This is a genomic window from Bradyrhizobium sp. 137, from assembly GCF_023074095.1.
Lineage (GTDB): Bacteria > Pseudomonadota > Alphaproteobacteria > Rhizobiales > Xanthobacteraceae > Bradyrhizobium.
Map to the genome: position 1 here is coordinate 60,120 of NZ_JADPKU010000119.1, position 16,369 is coordinate 76,488.

Here is a 16,369-nt window from a genome sequence, read left to right on the forward strand (position 1 = left end):
CTCTCCCGGGATTGGAATGGCTGAACCTGCAACCGACACGATCCTCGTCCTCAACGGGCCGAACCTCAACATGCTGGGGACGCGCGAGCCCGAAAAGTATGGCCATGCGACGCTGGCTGACGTCGAGGCACTGTGCCGAGAGACGGCGGCGAGCTTCGGCCTCAAGGCCGACTGCCGGCAGTCCAACCGCGAAGGCGAGTTGATCGATTTCATCCACGAGGCGCATGCGCGCAAGATGAAGGGCATCATCATCAATGCCGGCGGCTACTCCCACACCTCGATCGCGCTCCATGACGCACTGCTCGCGGTGCAGATTCCCACGGTCGAAGTGCACGTGACCAACATCCACGCCCGCGAGAGCTTCCGTCATCACTCCTACACCGCGCGCGCGGCCTTCGCCTCGCTCTGCGGCTTCGGCATCGAGGGCTACCGCCTCGCCATCCAGGGTCTTGCCGCCAAGCTCGGCATCAAACCCAAAGCCTGACGCCCCCTTTCCAACAGAACATTCGGATCAAACAACATGGCGCGCCAGCCAGACGACAAAGCAGCCGCAAAGTTTTCCAGCGAGGACTCCGCGCTCATTCGCGAGCTTGCCCTGCTGCTCGATGAGACCAGCCTGACCGAAATCGAGATCGAACGTGCGGGCCTGCGCCTGCGCGTCGCCCGCAATGTCAGCGTTGCTGCAACCATGCCGATGCCAGTGGCGGCCACTCCCGCCACGCTGCAGCCGGCCGCCGCCGCGCCCGCAACGGCCGCGACCGACCTGTCGAAACATCCCGGCGCCGTGACCTCGCCGATGGTCGGTACCGCCTATTGGGCGCCGGAGCCCGGCGCCAAGCCGTTCATCGAAATCGGCACCAAGGTCTCGGTCGGCCAGACGCTGCTGATCATCGAAGCCATGAAGACGATGAACCAGATCCCGTCACCGCGCGCCGGCACGGTGACACAGATCCTGGTCGAGGACGGCCAGCCGGTCGAATACGGCGAGCCGCTCGTCATCATCGAATAACGTTGAGGGCGGTTGCCGCCCTGTCGCTTTCCGTCCCCATAAGGACATCATGTTCGACAAGATCCTCATAGCCAATCGCGGCGAGATCGCTCTTCGCATCCTCAGGGCTTGCAAGGAGCTCGGGATTGCGACCGTGGCGGTGCACTCCACCGCCGACGCCGACGCCATGCATGTGCGCCTGTCGGATGAGAGCGTTTGCATCGGGCCGCCACCCTCGAAGGACAGCTATCTCAACGTGCCCGCACTGCTCGCGGCCTGCGAGATCACCGGCGCGGACGCGGTGCATCCCGGCTACGGTTTCCTGTCCGAGAACGCGCGCTTTGCGGAAATCCTCGCAGAGCACAACCTGCATTTCATCGGCCCAAAGGCCGAGCACATCCGCTTGATGGGCGACAAGATCGAGGCCAAGAAGACCGCCAAGCGCCTCGGCATCCCCGTGGTGCCCGGCTCCGACGGCGCCGTCGGTCCCGATGACGATGCGCTTTCGATCGCGAAGAAGATCGGCTTCCCCGTGCTGGTGAAGGCTGCGGCCGGTGGTGGCGGCCGTGGCATGAAGGTCGCCCACAGCGAGACCGACCTCCAGGTGGCGCTGTCAACAGCGGCCAACGAAGCCAAGTCCGCCTTTGGTGACGCCTCCGTCTACCTCGAAAAATACCTCCAGAAGCCGCGTCACATCGAGATCCAGATCCTCGGCGACGGCCGCGGCGGCGCCATTCATCTCGGCGAACGCGACTGCTCGCTGCAACGCCGCCACCAGAAGGTCTGGGAAGAGGGCCCCTCGCCGGTACTTGCCGCGGCTGCGCGCGCCAAGATCGGTGAGACCTGCGCGAAAGCGATGCGCGAGATGAAATATCTCGGCGTCGGGACCATCGAATTCCTGTTCGAGGACGGCGAGTTCTACTTCATCGAGATGAACACCCGCATCCAGGTCGAGCATCCCGTCACCGAGAGCATCACCGATATCGACCTCGTGCTGGAGCAGATTCGCATCGCCGCGGGCGGGGATCTGCCGGCGCGGCAGGACGAGGTCCAGGTCATCGGCCACGCGATCGAGTGCCGCATCAACGCCGAAAATCCGCAAACCTTCCGCCCCTCGCCCGGCCGGATCCTGCAATATCACCCGCCCGGCGGCCTCGGCGTCCGCATCGATTCCGCCGTCTACCAGGGTTACACGATCCCGCCCTATTACGATTCCCTGGTCGGCAAGTTGATCGTGCACGGCAAGACCCGCGCCGAATGCCTGATGCGACTGCGCCGGGCGCTGGACGAGATGGTTGTCGAGGGCATCGAGACCACGCTGCCGTTGTTCCGCGCGCTGGTGCGCGAGGACGACATCATCAACGGCGACTATCACATCCACTGGCTGGAACAGTACCTGGCCGGCAAGGCGGAACCTACCCCCAGATAATCTTCCTGCTTCTGGAACCGTTTGGCCCTGATTGCGTTCTGGACCGCGGGGACAGTTCCAAGGGGGCGTTTTGAATTCTGCTGAACCTAAGACCGTCGTGAAGGCTTGGGCGCAGCGACGGCGCGCATTTTGGCAGATCCTGCTGTTCTCGGCGGGCCTTTTGGTGCTGACCGTGATCAGCGCCGGCTCCGTTTACCTCGTCAACAAGGCCAGGGATGACAGCAAATGGGTCATCCACACCATCGAGGCGGAGAACCAGATTAACGCCCTCCTGCTGGAAATCCGGCGTGCCGAAAGCGCCGCCCGGGCCTACCTGCTGACGCGAGGGGCGGATTTCAAAGCCGACCATGACAAAGCTGTAGCGGCCATCGTACCTGCCCTCGACAGGCTTACGCACCTGATCGGCGATAATCCGGAACAACGCAAAAGCATCGACAAGCTGAGCTCGGCGATCGAGACGCGGCTCGGCCAATTGGCGCAGGAGATCGATTTCATCCGCCAGGATCAGCCGGAGAAGGCCACAGCGCTGGTTCGCGAGTTCGCCTCTACCGACGCCACGGCCGCGATCGCCGAAATCGCGACCGGAATGCTTCAGGAAGAGGAACGGCTGTTCCGCCTCCGTACGGTCAATTCCGACCGCAGCCAGACCCTCGCCGCATCGATGACCGGCATTGGCTCCGGCCTCGTCGTGCTACTGGCAATGATCTCAATCTGGCTGGTGCGGCGCTCGGCGCGGGCCCGCGACGAGGCCGAGAACCGCCTGCGCGATGCCTATGCCAACCTCGAGACGGTCGTCGATGAGCGCACCGCGGACCTGCGCGAAGCCAATGACGAGATTCAGCGCTTTGCCTACATCATCAGCCATGATCTGCGCTCGCCACTCGTCAACATCATGGGCTTTACCAGCGAGCTCGAAGAGCTCGGCGGCGACATTTTCCGTCGTATCGGCGGTCTCACCCATGTCCCCGCCGACGGGCCGCCGCCCGCTTCCGGCGAGATCGTGCTCGAAGGCGCCGACAAGCAGCTTTCGGAGGACTTCTCCGAGGCGCTCGGCTTCATCAAGACGTCGATCGCCAAGATGGATCGGCTGATCTCCGCCATCCTCAACCTCACCCGCGAAGGCCGCCGCGAATTCCAGCCGGTGAAAATCGATACAAGCGAACTGATCGGAGCCATCGTGTCGACGCTGGCGCACCAGGCCGCCGAGGCACAGGCTGAGATTCACGTCGAGCCCTTGCCAAACCTCGTCAGCGACCGCCTCGCGCTCGAGCAGATCTTCTCCAACCTGATCGACAACGCGATCAAATACCTGAAGAGCGGCGTGCCCGGCGAGATCAGAATCCGCGGGCGCACCAAACTCGGCTACGCGATCTTCGAGATCAGCGACAACGGCCGTGGCATCGATCCGAAGGATCACCAGCGGATATTCGACCTGTTCCGCCGCGCGGGAACCCAGGACAAGCCCGGCCAGGGCATCGGTCTTGCACATGTGCGTGCACTTGTGCGTCGCCTCGGCGGCACCATGTCGGTATCATCGGAACTGAACGCTGGCAGCACCTTCACGATCACGCTGCCGATCGCCTGGAACGTGAGCAACCGGAACGCAGATCGATGACTCAGCCAGTTACCATCATCATGATCGAGGACGACGAGGGCCACGCCCGCCTGATCGAGCGCAATATCCGAAGGTCCGGCGTCAACAACGAGATCGTCTCCTTTGCCAACGGCACGGACGCGATGAGGCACCTGTTCGGTGCCGACGGCTCCGGGCTCGTGCAGAAGGGCAATGCGCTCCTGATCCTGCTCGACCTCAACCTCCCCGACATGACCGGGATCGACATCCTGAAGCAGATCAAGGAGAATAAATATCTGAAGGCTTCGCCCGTGGTGGTGCTGACCACCACCGATGATACCCAGGAGATCAAGCGCTGCTACGAGCTCGGCTGCAACGTCTACGTCACTAAGCCGGTCAACTACGAGAACTTCGCCAATGCTATCCGGCAGCTCGGCCTGTTCTTCTCGGTCATCCAGGTCCCGCCCGCCGCCACATGAATCAGCACACGCCAACACTGCTCTACATCGACGACGACGACGCGCTGGCGCGCCTGGTCGATCGCGGCCTGACGCGGCGCGGCTACAGGGTCGTTCATGCCGCGAGCGGCGAGGAAGGCCTTGAGCGCATCCGCCGCGCGGGCGCCGAGGGCGGCATCGATGTCGTGGCACTCGATCAGTACATGCCGGGCCTCGACGGGCTGGAGACGCTCGAGCAGATCATGGCGATCCCGGACGCGCCCCCGGTGGTGTTCGTCACCGCGTCGCAGGATTCCAGCATCGCGGTCACCGCGCTGAAGGCCGGGGCGGCCGATTATCTGGTCAAGGACGTCCAGGGCGATTTCATCCCGCTCCTCCACGTCGCCGCCGAAGGCGCGCTGCGCCAGGCCGAATTGCAGAGGGCACGCGAGGAAGCCGAAGCCGAGATCCACGCCTCGCGCGACCGCTACGCGGCGCTCGCCGCCGAACGCGAGCTGCTGCTGCGCGAGGTCAACCACCGCGTCGGCAACTCCCTCCAGATCATCGCCTCGCTGCTGCACCTTCAGGCGAGCTCCGCCGCGCAGGACGAGGTCAAGGCGGCGCTGACCAATGCCATGGGTCGCGTCGCCGCGGTCGCGCAGGTGCACCGCCGCCTCTACACCTCGCAGGACCTGAAGAGCGTGGTTCTGAACCAGTATCTGGACTCGCTGCTCGAGGATCTCAGGCGCTCGGCCGAAGGCAACCGGATGTCGCGCCTGACGCTGAAGGCCGAGCCGATCGAGATCGATCCGGACCGCGCCGTCGCCGTCGGCATCATCGTCAACGAGCTGGTGATGAATGCGGTGAAATATGCCTATCCCGATGGCGCCGGCCCGATCCATGTCGAGCTGATCTCGCACAGCGACGATCTCCTGCTGTCGATTACCGACGATGGCGTCGGCGACAACGGCAAGGCGGATCCGCGCTCCACCGGCATGGGCCAGCGCATCGTCGCGGCCATGGCCGCCAAGCTCGACGCCTCCGTGGAGCGTGATCCCGCCCATTCCGGGACCCGCATCGTGCTCAGGTTCCGCCGCGTACCCACGGCCCCCGGTAAGACCAACCACGCCGCAGCGGGCTGACGGGCGCGAGGCTTTGCGTCACCCATCGCAACCGCATTGCGATCCTGCTATTGTCGCGCGCCATGACGTCTCGCGACTCTGCCTCGTCTGAAATCACGCCGGCCGTGCTGTTGCGTGCCTATGCCTGCGGCATCTTTCCGATGGCGGAAAGCGCCGACGATCCGACCCTGTTCTGGGTCGAGCCGGAGCTGCGCGGCGTGATCCCGCTGGAGGGATTTCGCGTCGCCTCGCGCCTCGCGCGCACGGTGCGCTCGGATACGTTTCGCGTGACCGTCAACACCGCGTTCAAGGCGACCATCGCCGGCTGCGCGGCGCCGCAGGCCGGGCGCGAGGACACCTGGATCAACAAGCGCATCCGCGATCTCTATGGCGGCCTGTACGAGCTCGGCCATTGCCATAGCGTCGAGGCTTGGCAGGGCGACGACCTCGTCGGCGGGCTCTACGGCGTCAGCTTGGGCCGCGCCTTCTTCGGCGAGAGCATGTTCCACACCGCGCGCGACGCCTCGAAGGTCGCGCTGGTGCATCTGGTCGCGCGGCTCATCCATGGCGGCTTCGAGCTGCTCGACACGCAATATGTCACCGAGCACTTGAAGAGCTTCGGCGCGGTCGAGATTTCGCGGCGGCGCTACACCGCGCTGCTCGACAAGGCGCTCGCAGGCGAGCCCGGCGATTTCCTGAGGCTCTCTGCGGGCGAACCGATCCCGGGCGCACGCGCGCTCGATATCATCGCCTCGCGGCAATAATCACTGAGTTTACCGGCTGAAGCCCGGGAAATTGAACAGGCCCGGCTGCTGCTGTGGCGGCGGCGGTGGCGGCGCGGGCTGCTGTTGCGGAGGTGGCGGCAAGGGCTGCGGCGGACGCTGCTGCACGGCCTGCTTCGGCGCAGCCTTCTTCTGCGCAGGCGGTGGCGGGGCCGGCTTGGCCGCGGGATCCGGCGCTGCGGTCGCAATGGTCTGCTGCGGTTCTTTGCAGTCGGTGAGCCAGATGTCGTAGATCGGGTGCTCGACGCCGTGCAGACCGGGGCTTGCGGCATACATCCAGCCCGAGAAGATGCGCTTCACCTCGCCCTGCAAGGTGATCTCGTCGACCTCGACGAACGCGTCGGTGTTGGTGGCCTCCGTTGCCGGCCGCGTATAGCACGCGTCGGTCTTGACCCGCAGCGCGCCGAACTGGACGGTCTCGCCGATCTCCTCGTCGAAATTGATAATGCGTCCGGTGATCTTGTCGAGACCGGAGAAGGTCGCCTTCTTGTTCACGATCTTCTGGGCCGGCGGCTCGGTGACGACCTCGTCGCCCGGCTGGAGGCTCGCCGGCGCCTGCGGGACTGCGCCCTTCTGCTGCGGCTGGCGCTGACCGGGCCCACCTGGGGCACCTTGCGGACCGGGCGGAGCGATCGCCGCGGATGGCGGCTGGTTCGGCGGAGCCACGGTCGAGCCCGGCGGCGGCGCCAGAGGCTGGGTCTCGACCGGCCCCGGCATCACGTTCCCCTGCCGGCCCGGAGGCGGCGGCATCGGGCGCGACGGGAGCACGCGACCCTGCGGCGGCAGCTCCGGCACCTCTTCGTCGTCATCGGGGATCTGCTGCGGCTGCGGCTGGCCGCGCGGAATGTTGCCGGGCGGCCGCAGCGGCGGCGGATCGGAGAAGATCGTGCCGATCTGCGCCTGCGCAGGCGTCGCAACCGTCAACACGGTGGCGGCCAGCAGTGCCGCAAGGCCTGTCAGGGAAAAGGTTTTGAACATCTCGCGCGGCTTCAACAGCGAATCGGGCTCGTTGGACATTTAGGGGATACCGCCGCTCGCAGGCCCTCCGGTTAACACGGCGAATACGGCGGGGGAAGGGCGGCATCCCTGCCCCGCCCCGGCGCCGACTGGCCAGACCGGCTTCCGGATGGGATAGTCGGAAGACACCCCCTTCCCGGCAGGCGGGCATCGCCGTGCGAAAACGACGTCCAACCAGAACTGGAAACCCAGAAGGCCTCTGCCCATGCCCGTTGTGCTCGATCCCGATGCTGCTGCCGTCTACAAGGCCTTCCAGCAGGCCGGCCGCCCGGCCTACGAGACCCTGACCGCACCGGAGGCGCGCGCCTATTATTCGCAGGCGCGCTTTGCCACCAACCCCGAGCCGCCGGAGCTCGCCCGCGTCGCAGAGCTCGCGATCCCAGCGCCGCATGGGGTGATCCCTGCGCGCCTCTACGTGCCAAACGAGCCGCGCCGGCACGACGGCCTGTCGCCGGCGCTCGTGTTCTTCCATGGCGGCGGCTGGGTGATTGGCGATCTCGATTCCCACGACGTTGTCTGCCGCCAGCTCGCGGTCGAGGGCGCGCTGATCGTGATCTCGGTCGACTACCGCCTTGCGCCTGAGCACAAGTTTCCCGCCGCACCCGAGGACGCTATCGCCGCGACCGGATGGGTCGCCGCCAATGCGCGCGAGCTCGGTATCGACGCCTCGCGCCTCTCGATCGGCGGCGACAGCGCGGGCGGCAATCTCGCCGCGGTCGTGGCGCTCGCCGCGCGCCACGGCAACGGTCCCGCCCTCGCAGGACAGGTGCTGATCTATCCGGCGACCGATTTCGCCATGACGCACGGCTCCCACAGCGAGCCCGAGACCAGCGTGCTGCTGACCCATTCGGTGATCCGCTGGTTTCGCGACCACTATCTCAATGGCGCCGCCGACATCCATGACTGGCGCGCCTCGCCGGCGGGCGCGACGAGCCTTGCCGGCCTGCCGCCGGCCTACGTACTCACCGCCGGTGCCGATCCCCTGCGCGACGAAGGCGCCGAGTACGCCGCGCGCCTCAAGCAGGCCGGCGTGCCCGTCACTTACAAGCATTATCCCGGCCAATTCCATGGCTTCTTCACCATGGGAAAATTGCTGCGAGAGGCCAATGTCGCCGCGCGCGAGATCGGCGCGTGGTTGAAGGGATTGGGCTGAACGCCGTTTGCATGGCCTCTCATCTTCGATCCCTCTTCGCCCTCCCCCTGCGCGGGCTGACATGGCTCGGCGGCCAGGGCACCCGCGCGGTGGCGGCCATCGTGTTCATCGCCGTCGCCGTGCCGCCGCTCGGCGCGCTCCTGCGCCCCTATGTCACCGAGGCGATCTTCTTTCTGCTCTGCATCTCCTTCATGCGCGTCGATCTCGTGGCGCTGTACGGACATCTGCGCCGGCCGGCGCTGGTCGCGGCTGCCACCGCCTGGACCACGATCGGAGTGCCGCTGATCGTCGCCCTCGCCGCTTACGTGAGCGGGCTCACCACTAGCTCGCCCGGCCTTGCGCTTGCACTGATGCTCCAGGGCACGGCCTCGCCGATGATGGCCTCGCCGGCGCTCGCCGCGCTGATGGGCCTTGATGCCACCTTGGTGCTGGTCACGCTGGTGACCTCGACCGCGCTCGTGCCCTTCACGGCGTCCCTGTTCGCGAGCCTCTTTCTCGGCGTCATGCTCAGCATCTGGCCGCTGACGCTCGGCCTCAAGCTGCTCGGCATCCTCGCTGCCTCGCTGCTTGCCGCGACGATCATCCGTCGCCTGTTCGGCACCGAGACGATCCAGCGCCACAAGCGGCCGATCGACGGCCTCAACATCGTTATCCTGCTGGTGTTCGCCTCTGCGGTGATGGGCGACGTCGCCACCGACCTCATCGCCGATCCCCTGTTCACGATCGCCGTCGCGCTGCTCGCGTTTATGGTCTACTTCACGCTGCTCGCCGTGACGACGCTGATCTTCCGTCGCATCGGCACCGAGCGCGCCTTCGCGATCGGCCTAATGGTCTCCCAGCGCAATCTGGGCCTGATGCTGGCAGCAACCGCCGGCGCGCTGCCGGCGACGACCTGGCTCTATTTCGCGCTGACGCAGTTTCCGATTCATCTTGCGCCGTACATGCTGATGCCGATCGCGCGGCGATTGACCGCGCGCGCAAATACTTCCGACGGGGCGACGGCAAGTAGCGCTACTTAAGCAACGCATAATTCCGGATGTCTGCTTTTCGAGCGCAATCGGACGGGGGTCCCACGCTGCGAATGTCCTCTGTACGCCGAATCAGACGTTCAGTGCAGCATTCAGCTACAATGCCAGTTAACGCGGCCACTGTTTAAGTGTTTAAATCGTATATAACCTGCTTAGATCCTTAATTCGCAGGCCGCCGGCGGAGCGTATCCCGCGCCCCCTCAATGTTTCGATGACTGAGCGTCCTCAAACGGCTCTTGCTCTGCGGCCCACTTTGGCACGCCGTCTTCGGCTGATTGTTCTCGCTTCTACGTTTCGGAGCCTTCTTCGAAGCGTCTCCACTTCTCTAAGCTCCGCCACAATCGCTTGCAAACGTTCGCGCAGGACAGCGCAAGTATAAACCTGATCAGTGCTGGACATCGCTGCCTCAGAATATGATTTGAACTCAGAAGTCGACGAAAACATCAAGAACACCAAGGAAGTGAATATTCGCGAGGCCGAAACTCAGTGAGCTAAAGCTGCAGTCGCCAGATGCTCCCAGTACTCTGCCTCTGCGAGCAATTTCCAGCTTCTCTCAGGGTAAAGCGCGGCAGTTTGCCGGCAAAGTGACGCCATTGCGCGAAAGCGGCGGGCAGCTTCCATTCCAACCTCCCGTGTTTTCCCCAACATATTTTTTTATTTTATGGTGGAGTCATCACGATTATCGAACATAACTAAATTTGTTATTTTGTCGCAGTTAATTAGGTTCCGACAGCGTGCCACGCGTGAACTATTTTCGCTTTTGGCTTCACATCAATTTCGAATGCTTCAGTACTAGGTCGTGTTGCGCGCCGATTGCGCATCTCCGCCCAATCGGGCCTCCCCGCCGGAGCGTGCCGGGCGGCAACACAGCTATGCAAGCTCGTGAGCGAGCATCCCAGTGTCAGAAACCGAACCGACTGCCACCCGCGAACTCCTTTCTAATTGATCCGTTGCTGAGAACCTGAATCTTATTGGCGATTTAGCCCGGCGCAAATGCCGGGCTTATTCGCCATGCTCATCTCTGCGCCCAGCTCGAAGAACGACCACGTGCGTCGGCACCCGAGCCTTACCGGCGGCCATTCCACCAGCGGTCTCGTTCGGGGCTCACTCCTCGAGCAAGTTTCCCTTGGGTCCCGCGATGGTCTGACCTGGTGCCGGGCGATAGCGCAACTCGCGCTCGCGAGGTGCCGGGCGGTCAGACGGGTCGCGGCCGAGCTTGGATTGCAGCTCGAGGAGGTCGGTAAAGACGTCGGCCTGGCGGCGCAGCTCGTCGGCGATCATCGGCGGCTGGCTGGCAATGGTGGAGACCACGGTGACCCGCACGCCGCGGCGCTGGACGGCCTCGACCAGGGAGCGGAAATTGCCGTCACCCGAGAACAGCACCATCTGGTCGATATGCTCGGCGAGCTCCATGGCATCCACGGCGAGCTCGATGTCCATGTTGCCCTTGACCTTGCGGCGGCCGGAGGCGTCGATGAATTCCTTGGTTGCCTTGGTCACGACAGTGTAGCCGTTGTAGTCGAGCCAGTCGGTCAGGGGACGGATCGAGGAGTATTCCTGATCCTCGATGATGGCGGTGTAATAGAACGCCCGCAGCAACGTCCCCTGGCTCTGAAATTCCTTCAGCAGGCGCTTGTAATCGATGTCGAAGCCGAGCGTCTTGGCCGTGGCATAGAGATTGGCTCCGTCGATGAAGAGCGCAATCCGGTTGGAAGATGACATGATGCCTTGACTTCTGGGACGAGGTGGCATGCCGCGGGCTGAGTGCACATTAACGAAGGCGGCACGTTCAAACCCCTTTAAAAGCTCATGCTATACCGGCGATCATTAGCCTTCAAACGATTTGCTGTGAGCCGAAGATTAATTCGCAATATCCAAAGCACGGACAAACGTCTCGGATGAGACAGCGCATCTCCGTGGATGGGTGAGCCCGGGGCATTCTCGACCTGTCCGCAAGCGCTGCAATCAAATCCTGATGCGCTTCAGTGCGCCATTTCCGCTGACCTATTTAGCCCACCCGCCTGGCGGCAAGAGGGGCTCAACCACATGAACTAGCCACTGCATTTTGCAAGCGTGAGCTGCTGGGAGCGCGTTCGGATTCGGCTCAGGATCTCGCAGCGGGCACACAATGAATCCATGGCGCTGCCAGATTTGAGCCGCATCGCGGCCCATCTTGCCGCGAAGGGTCGAACTGGTAGGGGGGCGCAACACCGGGAGTTTTCGATGTCCGGTTATTTGCGGCTTTGCTTGACGAGTTTAGTTCTTGTTGGAGCTCTTGCAGCGACACCTGCGTTTTCCAACCCTTTTGCCGATTTTTTCGGTAACGCTTCGCGCGAGCCCGCAGCAAGCCCTCCCGTGCAAGCGGAATGCTTGCCGCGGCCCGGCGACTCGCCCGGCGCGGGCCAACACTGGGTCTATCGGCGGGACGGCCATCGCAAATGTTGGTTCCTGGCCGAGGGTGTCACGAGGGTGCAAAAGCCGGCACATCGTCGCGCGGCCAACCGCGGCGCCAATCCCGACCAGAACGATGCCGCGCGGCTCAGGCGGAGCCCGGTGGTTGATGCACGCGCGGAGTTGCAACGCTCCGCACCGGCAGAGGGGGTCCAGCCGCCGCCGCCTGCACGCGAAGTCAGGGTAGCTGATGCCGCTCTCGTTGTCGGCACTGGCACGACGGCCGTGATGCCAGCCGCACCTGTCACCAATCTTCCCACCGGCCGGTTCACGTCCGAACATGCCGTGCCGTTCCAAATTGACGTGGAGAAGCCCGAGGCGGCGGTACGCGACGCGGCCGCCGCCTCGGTGCCACCGGCTATTCCGGTGGCCATGCCCCCTGCGGAGGCGGGCGATGGAGGAAAGGGCTGGACAGCAACCTGGCTGGGCTTGCTGCTGATGGTCCTGGGAATCGGCTCTGTCTTAAGCTCGAGCCGCGCGCTGCGCGAAGCGGTGCTGTTGCGCAGTTGAGGGAACGAAGCGCCCGGGGCCACACCAGGCGGAAGCGAGGCTGGCGCGCCGCCTGATCGGTGACTCAATCTCGAGGACGTCGACGGCAGCGCCGGCGGCGTGACGGCCGCAAACTTTCCGCACGTCTTCGAGAACTCGCGCCGACGTCTCAGGCACGGTATCCGTCGCCTTTCAAATGCCGATGCGTTGGACCGCAGGGCAAGGCCTCGCCCTCGCGCGCTCTAACCTGCCCGTGCCGCGCGCCGCAGCGCCTGTGGCGGCTGGCCGAAGGAGCGGATGAAGGCGCGCCGCATTCGCTCGGGGTCGCCGAATCCGGTCACTTCCGCGACGAGCTCGATCGCCTCGCGCGAGGACTGCACGCGCTCGCGTGCCGCTTCGAGCCGCAACCGCTCGATCGCCTTGGACGGCGTCGTGCCGGTCTCGGCGGCAAAGGCACGGGCGAAATGTCGCGCGCTCATGCCGGCGCGATCGGCAAGGTCCTCCACCGTCAGCGGCGCGTCGAGATTTTCGCGCGCCCAGGACAACAGTGCGCCGAAGCGGCCGTTCGGCGCCTTCAGCTCCAGCAGCGAGGAGAATTGCGACTGGCCGCCGCTACGGCGGTGATAGAGCACGAGCTGGCGCGCGGTCTGCTGCGCGATCTCTTCGCCGTGGTCCTCGGTGACCATCGCGAGCGCGAGATCGATGCCCGCGGAGATGCCTGCCGAGGTCCAGACATTGCCGTCGCGGGTGAAGATCTGGTCCGGCTCGAACTTCACCTTGGGATATCGCGCGACGAAATCGCGCGTCCGCCCCCAATGAGTGGTGGCGCGGCGCCCATCGAGCAGGCCGGCTTCGGCCAGCACATAGGCACCCGAGCAGACGCTGGCGACCCGCACGCCACGCCGCGCCAGCCGCTGCACGAAGGCGCGCGTGACCTCACAGCGCGCGGCGTCCGCGACGCCCGCGCCGCCGGCCACGACCAGCGTCGTGATCGCATTCGCCGACTTGAAATCGCGCGCCATCATCTCGACCCCGGACGAGCTGCGCACGAGCCCCGCCTTCGCCGCCAGCACGCGAATGCCTGGGGCCATGCCGGTGCAGCGCGCCGCGACCTCGAATGCCGAGATCGGGCCTGCCGCGTCGAGCAACTGGAAATCCGGGAAGATCAGGATGCCGATCATAGTCATGTCCGAAACTGAGGGAATTACGTCATTTCGGACGGAAGGGCACCATGCGATCCTGCCGGCGTCAAGCTCATTCTCGGAGGCTCCCATGTCGTCACCGCTCCAGATCGGACTCCTGGTGTTTCCGCGCGTCACCCAGCTCGACTTCACCGGGCCCTTGCAGGTGTTCGCCATGCTTCCGGGCGCGAGGCTGCACCTGATCTGGAAGCGGATCGAGCCCGTGCCGAGCGATTCCGTGCTGACGCTGACGCCGACCATGACCTTTGCCGACTGCCCGCAACTCGACGTCATCTGTGTGCCCGGCGGCGGCGGCACCAACGACCTGCTCAACGACGAGGAGGTGCTCGATTTCCTGCGCCGGCAGGCCGAAGGCGCCAAATACGTCACCTCGGTCTGCACGGGATCACTGGCGCTTGGCGCCGCCGGCCTATTGAAGGGCTACCGCGCCGCCACCCATTGGAGCGCGATGGAGATGCTCGGCCAGTTCGGCGCAACGCCGACCAGGACACGCGTCTGCATCGACCGCAACCGCATCACCGGCGGCGGCGTCACCGCCGGCATTGATTTCGCGCTGACGCTGGTCTCGATCCTGGTCGACCGCACCACAGCGGAAGCAATCCAGCTCCAGATGGAATACAATCCCGCCCCGCCGTTCAATTCAGGCTCGCCCGTCACCGCGCCTGCCGAGGTGCTGGCCCTGCTCCGCGAACGCGGCGCGCAAAACCAGGCGCGGCGGCTCGAGGCGGTGAAGCGCGCAGCGGAGCGGATGGCGTAGCCTGCGCTCTCGCGTCCCCGACGCGGCCAACATGTGGCGCTGCGCTGCGTCTGGGGCACGTGACCTTCGTGCTGGTCCCCCAAAGAAAAAGGCCGCTCGGTTTCCCAAGCGGCCTTTCCTGTCTTACGGCGGCTGCACATTCCATCGGGCGATTTCGAACTTCCAGACCGGGGGCCTATCTCCGCGATCGAGTCCTGGTCGGCGGCCGCTGCATCTCGGGACAGTCGCGAACTGTTGCCCGAACCGAACGCGATGGTCTCCCATCTCCGTAAGATGGGACCATTGAGCCGCATCGCTGGCGTGAGCGCAACGCCGGCGCAGGCGGCATCCCCGCTGTTCCCGTTGTCCCCAGCGGCGCGAAACGGATGCGCGTGCATCCAATGTCGCGATAAAGATTCGCGTCCGGGCAGACGCTCAGTTGGCCGGGGTCCAGGGCTGATAGTCGCCGGTCGCCTTCGGCCGCCGCCCGCTGGCAAGGGTCGAGCCCGAAGGACGGTAGGCCTTCGGCGTACCGGTGAGATTCGGCTGGTGCGGCTTTTCCCACTCGCGCGGCTGATAGTTGGTCTCGGTCGGCGGCACATCGACGACGTGATGGATCCAGCCGTGCCAGGACGGCGGGATGCGGCTCGCTTCGGCATAGCCGTTATAGACGACCCAGCGCCGCTCGAAGCCGAGCGTCGGATCAATCGCCCCGCCGCGGGTGCGATAATAGAGATTGCCCTGCTCGTCCTGGCCGACCAGCTCGCCGTACCGTTTGGTCCAGAGCTGGGTGCCAAACGTCTGGCCATTCCACCAGGTGAAGAACTTGAGAAAGAATTGTTTCATGCGGCAAGGGCCCTGCTTCCTCGGGTCCTGATGCCATCCGAACGGCGAAATGTCCAGTTCGGAGGGTGCGTCGGTGCCTCCGCAGATCCGGCTACCGAGCAAGATCTGCCGCAAAGCGGCCGCGATCCATTCATCCCGGGTACAGCGGCAGCGGCTGAAGCTCTCTTTCGCACGCAAACCGGCGTGATCCCAGGAACCCCAGCGCTTTCATAGGGTTTGCTTCCGGGAAAGGAGTTTGACCATGAACAGTCTGAAATACCTGAGTGCTGCCGCGGCGATGGCGTTGGTTCTTCCCTTGGCGAGCCCGAGTTTCGCGCAGAGTCGTGCCGCCGTGGTCGGAGCGGGCGGCGCCCATGTCGGCGGTGGCGGCGGTGGCGGCGGTGCTCATTTCGGCGGAGGCGGTGCACGCATGGGCGGCGGCGGCGCCGCGTTCCATGGCGGTGGCGGCAATTTCGGGGCCGGTGCAGCGGTTCGTCCGAGCGGCGGCGGTTTCGCGGCCGGCACTGCGATGCGTCCCAGCGGTGGCAGTTTCGCGGCCGGCACGGTGAGCCGCCCCGCGATGTCGCCGTCCTTCAGCGGCAGCCGCAGCGTCGCAACCGCGGGCAACTGGCAGGGCGGGAGCAACTGGAGCGGTCGCCACTGGCATCATCGGCGCGGCGGCGGCTTCTGGCCCGGCTTCGCGGCAGGTGCGGCGATCGGCGGCCTCGGCTCGTACGCCTATTACGGCGGCGGCTATGGCTATTACGATGACCCCTATTACTACGACAGCTATTATGATGAGCCGACAGTGGCCGTGGTGCCAGACAGCGGCGGCGACTCGTACGCTTATTGCGCGCAGCGCTACAAGTCGTACGACCCGGCCTCGGGTACGTATCTCGGCTATGACAGCCAGCGGCATCCCTGCCCGTAAGCCGATCTGTGGCATTTGAAGTAAAAGGCGTCGCAGCGATGCGGCGCTTTTCTCGTATTGGTCGTGCGCTTCACTTGCTTCGCGCCACTTTCGGATCACGCTTCATTCAAATGGACCTTTATTCACCGCGCCGTGCATATCAATTGCCATCCAATCCAAAATTGACCCGACCCACGATTCGCGGATATCACCATCACAGTGGGGACC

Annotated in this window: 16 protein-coding genes; 12 read left to right on the forward strand and 4 right to left on the reverse strand. The window is 64.8% G+C overall.

Features of this window, described 5'->3' with window-relative positions:
• The first annotated feature begins 16 nt into the window (after positions 1-16).
• The 7 genes from aroQ (at position 17) to aat (ending at position 6,312) form a co-directional block, all read left to right on the forward strand.
• Positions 17-484: a type II 3-dehydroquinate dehydratase gene (gene aroQ, locus IVA78_RS29900; protein ID WP_232956704.1), complete on the forward strand. Its 468-nt coding sequence runs from the start codon at positions 17-19 to the stop codon at positions 482-484.
• A 36-nt stretch (positions 485-520) separates the two neighbouring features.
• Complete coding sequence (accB, locus tag IVA78_RS29905; RefSeq protein WP_247469095.1) at positions 521-1,009, forward strand: acetyl-CoA carboxylase biotin carboxyl carrier protein; 489 nt, start codon at positions 521-523, stop codon at positions 1,007-1,009.
• A 49-nt stretch (positions 1,010-1,058) separates the two neighbouring features.
• Complete coding sequence (accC, locus tag IVA78_RS29910) at positions 1,059-2,417, forward strand: acetyl-CoA carboxylase biotin carboxylase subunit (protein WP_247277244.1); 1,359 nt, start codon at positions 1,059-1,061, stop codon at positions 2,415-2,417.
• Positions 2,418-2,514: 97 nt separating this feature from the next.
• Positions 2,515-4,032: an ATP-binding protein gene (locus IVA78_RS29915; protein ID WP_247277313.1), complete on the forward strand. Its 1,518-nt coding sequence runs from the start codon at positions 2,515-2,517 to the stop codon at positions 4,030-4,032.
• Positions 4,029-4,469, forward strand: a complete 441-nt coding sequence (locus tag IVA78_RS29920; protein WP_247277245.1) for a response regulator — start codon at positions 4,029-4,031, stop codon at positions 4,467-4,469. The genes IVA78_RS29915 and IVA78_RS29920 overlap by 4 nt, the downstream gene beginning before the upstream one ends.
• Positions 4,466-5,569: a histidine kinase dimerization/phosphoacceptor domain -containing protein gene (locus tag IVA78_RS29925; RefSeq protein WP_247469096.1), complete on the forward strand. Its 1,104-nt coding sequence runs from the start codon at positions 4,466-4,468 to the stop codon at positions 5,567-5,569. The genes IVA78_RS29920 and IVA78_RS29925 overlap by 4 nt, the downstream gene beginning before the upstream one ends.
• 62 nt (positions 5,570-5,631) lie before the next feature.
• Positions 5,632-6,312 carry a leucyl/phenylalanyl-tRNA--protein transferase gene (aat, locus tag IVA78_RS29930; protein ID WP_247277247.1) on the forward strand — a complete coding sequence of 227 codons (681 nt, stop codon included), beginning with the start codon at positions 5,632-5,634 and terminating at the stop codon, positions 6,310-6,312.
• A gap of 9 nt (positions 6,313-6,321) precedes the next feature.
• Here aat and IVA78_RS29935 read toward each other — a convergent pair whose 3' ends face one another.
• Positions 6,322-7,347 carry a DUF2155 domain-containing protein gene (locus tag IVA78_RS29935; protein ID WP_247277248.1) on the reverse strand — a complete coding sequence of 342 codons (1,026 nt, stop codon included), beginning with the start codon at positions 7,345-7,347 and terminating at the stop codon, positions 6,322-6,324.
• Between the two features lie 205 nt (positions 7,348-7,552).
• Between IVA78_RS29935 and IVA78_RS29940 the strand changes: the two genes are divergently transcribed.
• On the forward strand, positions 7,553-8,500 hold the full coding sequence (locus IVA78_RS29940; protein WP_247449166.1) for an alpha/beta hydrolase: 948 nt from the start codon (positions 7,553-7,555) through the stop codon (positions 8,498-8,500).
• Positions 8,501-8,511: 11 nt separating this feature from the next.
• Complete coding sequence (locus tag IVA78_RS29945) at positions 8,512-9,519, forward strand: Na+-dependent transporter (RefSeq protein WP_247469097.1); 1,008 nt, start codon at positions 8,512-8,514, stop codon at positions 9,517-9,519.
• 1,113 nt (positions 9,520-10,632) lie between these two features.
• On the opposite strand, the gene IVA78_RS29950 is transcribed toward IVA78_RS29945, so the two are convergent.
• Positions 10,633-11,250, reverse strand: coding sequence for an NYN domain-containing protein (locus IVA78_RS29950; protein ID WP_247469099.1), 618 nt, complete (start codon positions 11,248-11,250; stop codon positions 10,633-10,635).
• Positions 11,251-11,751: 501 nt separating this feature from the next.
• On the opposite strand from IVA78_RS29950, the gene IVA78_RS29955 reads away from it, so the two are divergent.
• Complete coding sequence (locus tag IVA78_RS29955) at positions 11,752-12,489, forward strand: hypothetical protein (RefSeq protein ID WP_247469100.1); 738 nt, start codon at positions 11,752-11,754, stop codon at positions 12,487-12,489.
• A gap of 221 nt (positions 12,490-12,710) precedes the next feature.
• Here IVA78_RS29955 and IVA78_RS29960 read toward each other — a convergent pair whose 3' ends face one another.
• Positions 12,711-13,649, reverse strand: a complete 939-nt coding sequence (locus IVA78_RS29960; protein ID WP_247469128.1) for a GlxA family transcriptional regulator — start codon at positions 13,647-13,649, stop codon at positions 12,711-12,713.
• Between the two features lie 91 nt (positions 13,650-13,740).
• Here IVA78_RS29960 and IVA78_RS29965 point away from each other — a divergent pair, with 91 nt between their 5' ends.
• The gene (locus tag IVA78_RS29965) at positions 13,741-14,427 is read left to right on the forward strand and encodes a DJ-1/PfpI family protein (RefSeq protein ID WP_247469101.1); all 687 of its coding nucleotides are present in this window, start codon (positions 13,741-13,743) and stop codon (positions 14,425-14,427) included.
• Between the two features lie 414 nt (positions 14,428-14,841).
• Here the strand turns inward: IVA78_RS29965 and IVA78_RS29970 are convergent, their stop codons facing one another.
• Positions 14,842-15,252: an NADH:ubiquinone oxidoreductase subunit NDUFA12 gene (locus IVA78_RS29970; protein ID WP_247277255.1), complete on the reverse strand. Its 411-nt coding sequence runs from the start codon at positions 15,250-15,252 to the stop codon at positions 14,842-14,844.
• Positions 15,253-15,493: 241 nt separating this feature from the next.
• On the opposite strand from IVA78_RS29970, the gene IVA78_RS29975 reads away from it, so the two are divergent.
• Positions 15,494-16,162 (forward strand): BA14K family protein, encoded by a 669-nt coding sequence (locus IVA78_RS29975; RefSeq protein WP_247469102.1) that lies wholly within the window; start codon positions 15,494-15,496, stop codon positions 16,160-16,162.
• The last annotated feature ends 207 nt before the right edge of the window (positions 16,163-16,369 follow it).

Bases quoted from the DNA above. Each gene is read 5' to 3' on its own strand.
- aroQ (WP_232956704.1), top strand. From the start codon at position 17: ATGGCTGAACCTGCAACCGACACGATCCTCGTCCTCAACGGGCCGAAC.
- accB (WP_247469095.1), top strand. From the start codon at position 521: ATGGCGCGCCAGCCAGACGACAAAGCAGCCGCAAAGTTTTCCAGCGAG.
- accC (WP_247277244.1), top strand. From the start codon at position 1,059: ATGTTCGACAAGATCCTCATAGCCAATCGCGGCGAGATCGCTCTTCGC.
- IVA78_RS29920 (WP_247277245.1), top strand. From the start codon at position 4,029: ATGACTCAGCCAGTTACCATCATCATGATCGAGGACGACGAGGGCCAC.
- IVA78_RS29925 (WP_247469096.1), top strand. From the start codon at position 4,466: ATGAATCAGCACACGCCAACACTGCTCTACATCGACGACGACGACGCG.
- aat (WP_247277247.1), top strand. From the start codon at position 5,632: ATGACGTCTCGCGACTCTGCCTCGTCTGAAATCACGCCGGCCGTGCTG.
- IVA78_RS29935 (WP_247277248.1), bottom strand. From the start codon at position 7,347: ATGTCCAACGAGCCCGATTCGCTGTTGAAGCCGCGCGAGATGTTCAAA.
- IVA78_RS29940 (WP_247449166.1), top strand. From the start codon at position 7,553: ATGCCCGTTGTGCTCGATCCCGATGCTGCTGCCGTCTACAAGGCCTTC.
- IVA78_RS29945 (WP_247469097.1), top strand. From the start codon at position 8,512: ATGGCCTCTCATCTTCGATCCCTCTTCGCCCTCCCCCTGCGCGGGCTG.
- IVA78_RS29950 (WP_247469099.1), bottom strand. From the start codon at position 11,250: ATGTCATCTTCCAACCGGATTGCGCTCTTCATCGACGGAGCCAATCTC.
- IVA78_RS29955 (WP_247469100.1), top strand. From the start codon at position 11,752: ATGTCCGGTTATTTGCGGCTTTGCTTGACGAGTTTAGTTCTTGTTGGA.
- IVA78_RS29960 (WP_247469128.1), bottom strand. From the start codon at position 13,649: ATGATCGGCATCCTGATCTTCCCGGATTTCCAGTTGCTCGACGCGGCA.
- IVA78_RS29965 (WP_247469101.1), top strand. From the start codon at position 13,741: ATGTCGTCACCGCTCCAGATCGGACTCCTGGTGTTTCCGCGCGTCACC.
- IVA78_RS29970 (WP_247277255.1), bottom strand. From the start codon at position 15,252: ATGAAACAATTCTTTCTCAAGTTCTTCACCTGGTGGAATGGCCAGACG.
- IVA78_RS29975 (WP_247469102.1), top strand. From the start codon at position 15,494: ATGAACAGTCTGAAATACCTGAGTGCTGCCGCGGCGATGGCGTTGGTT.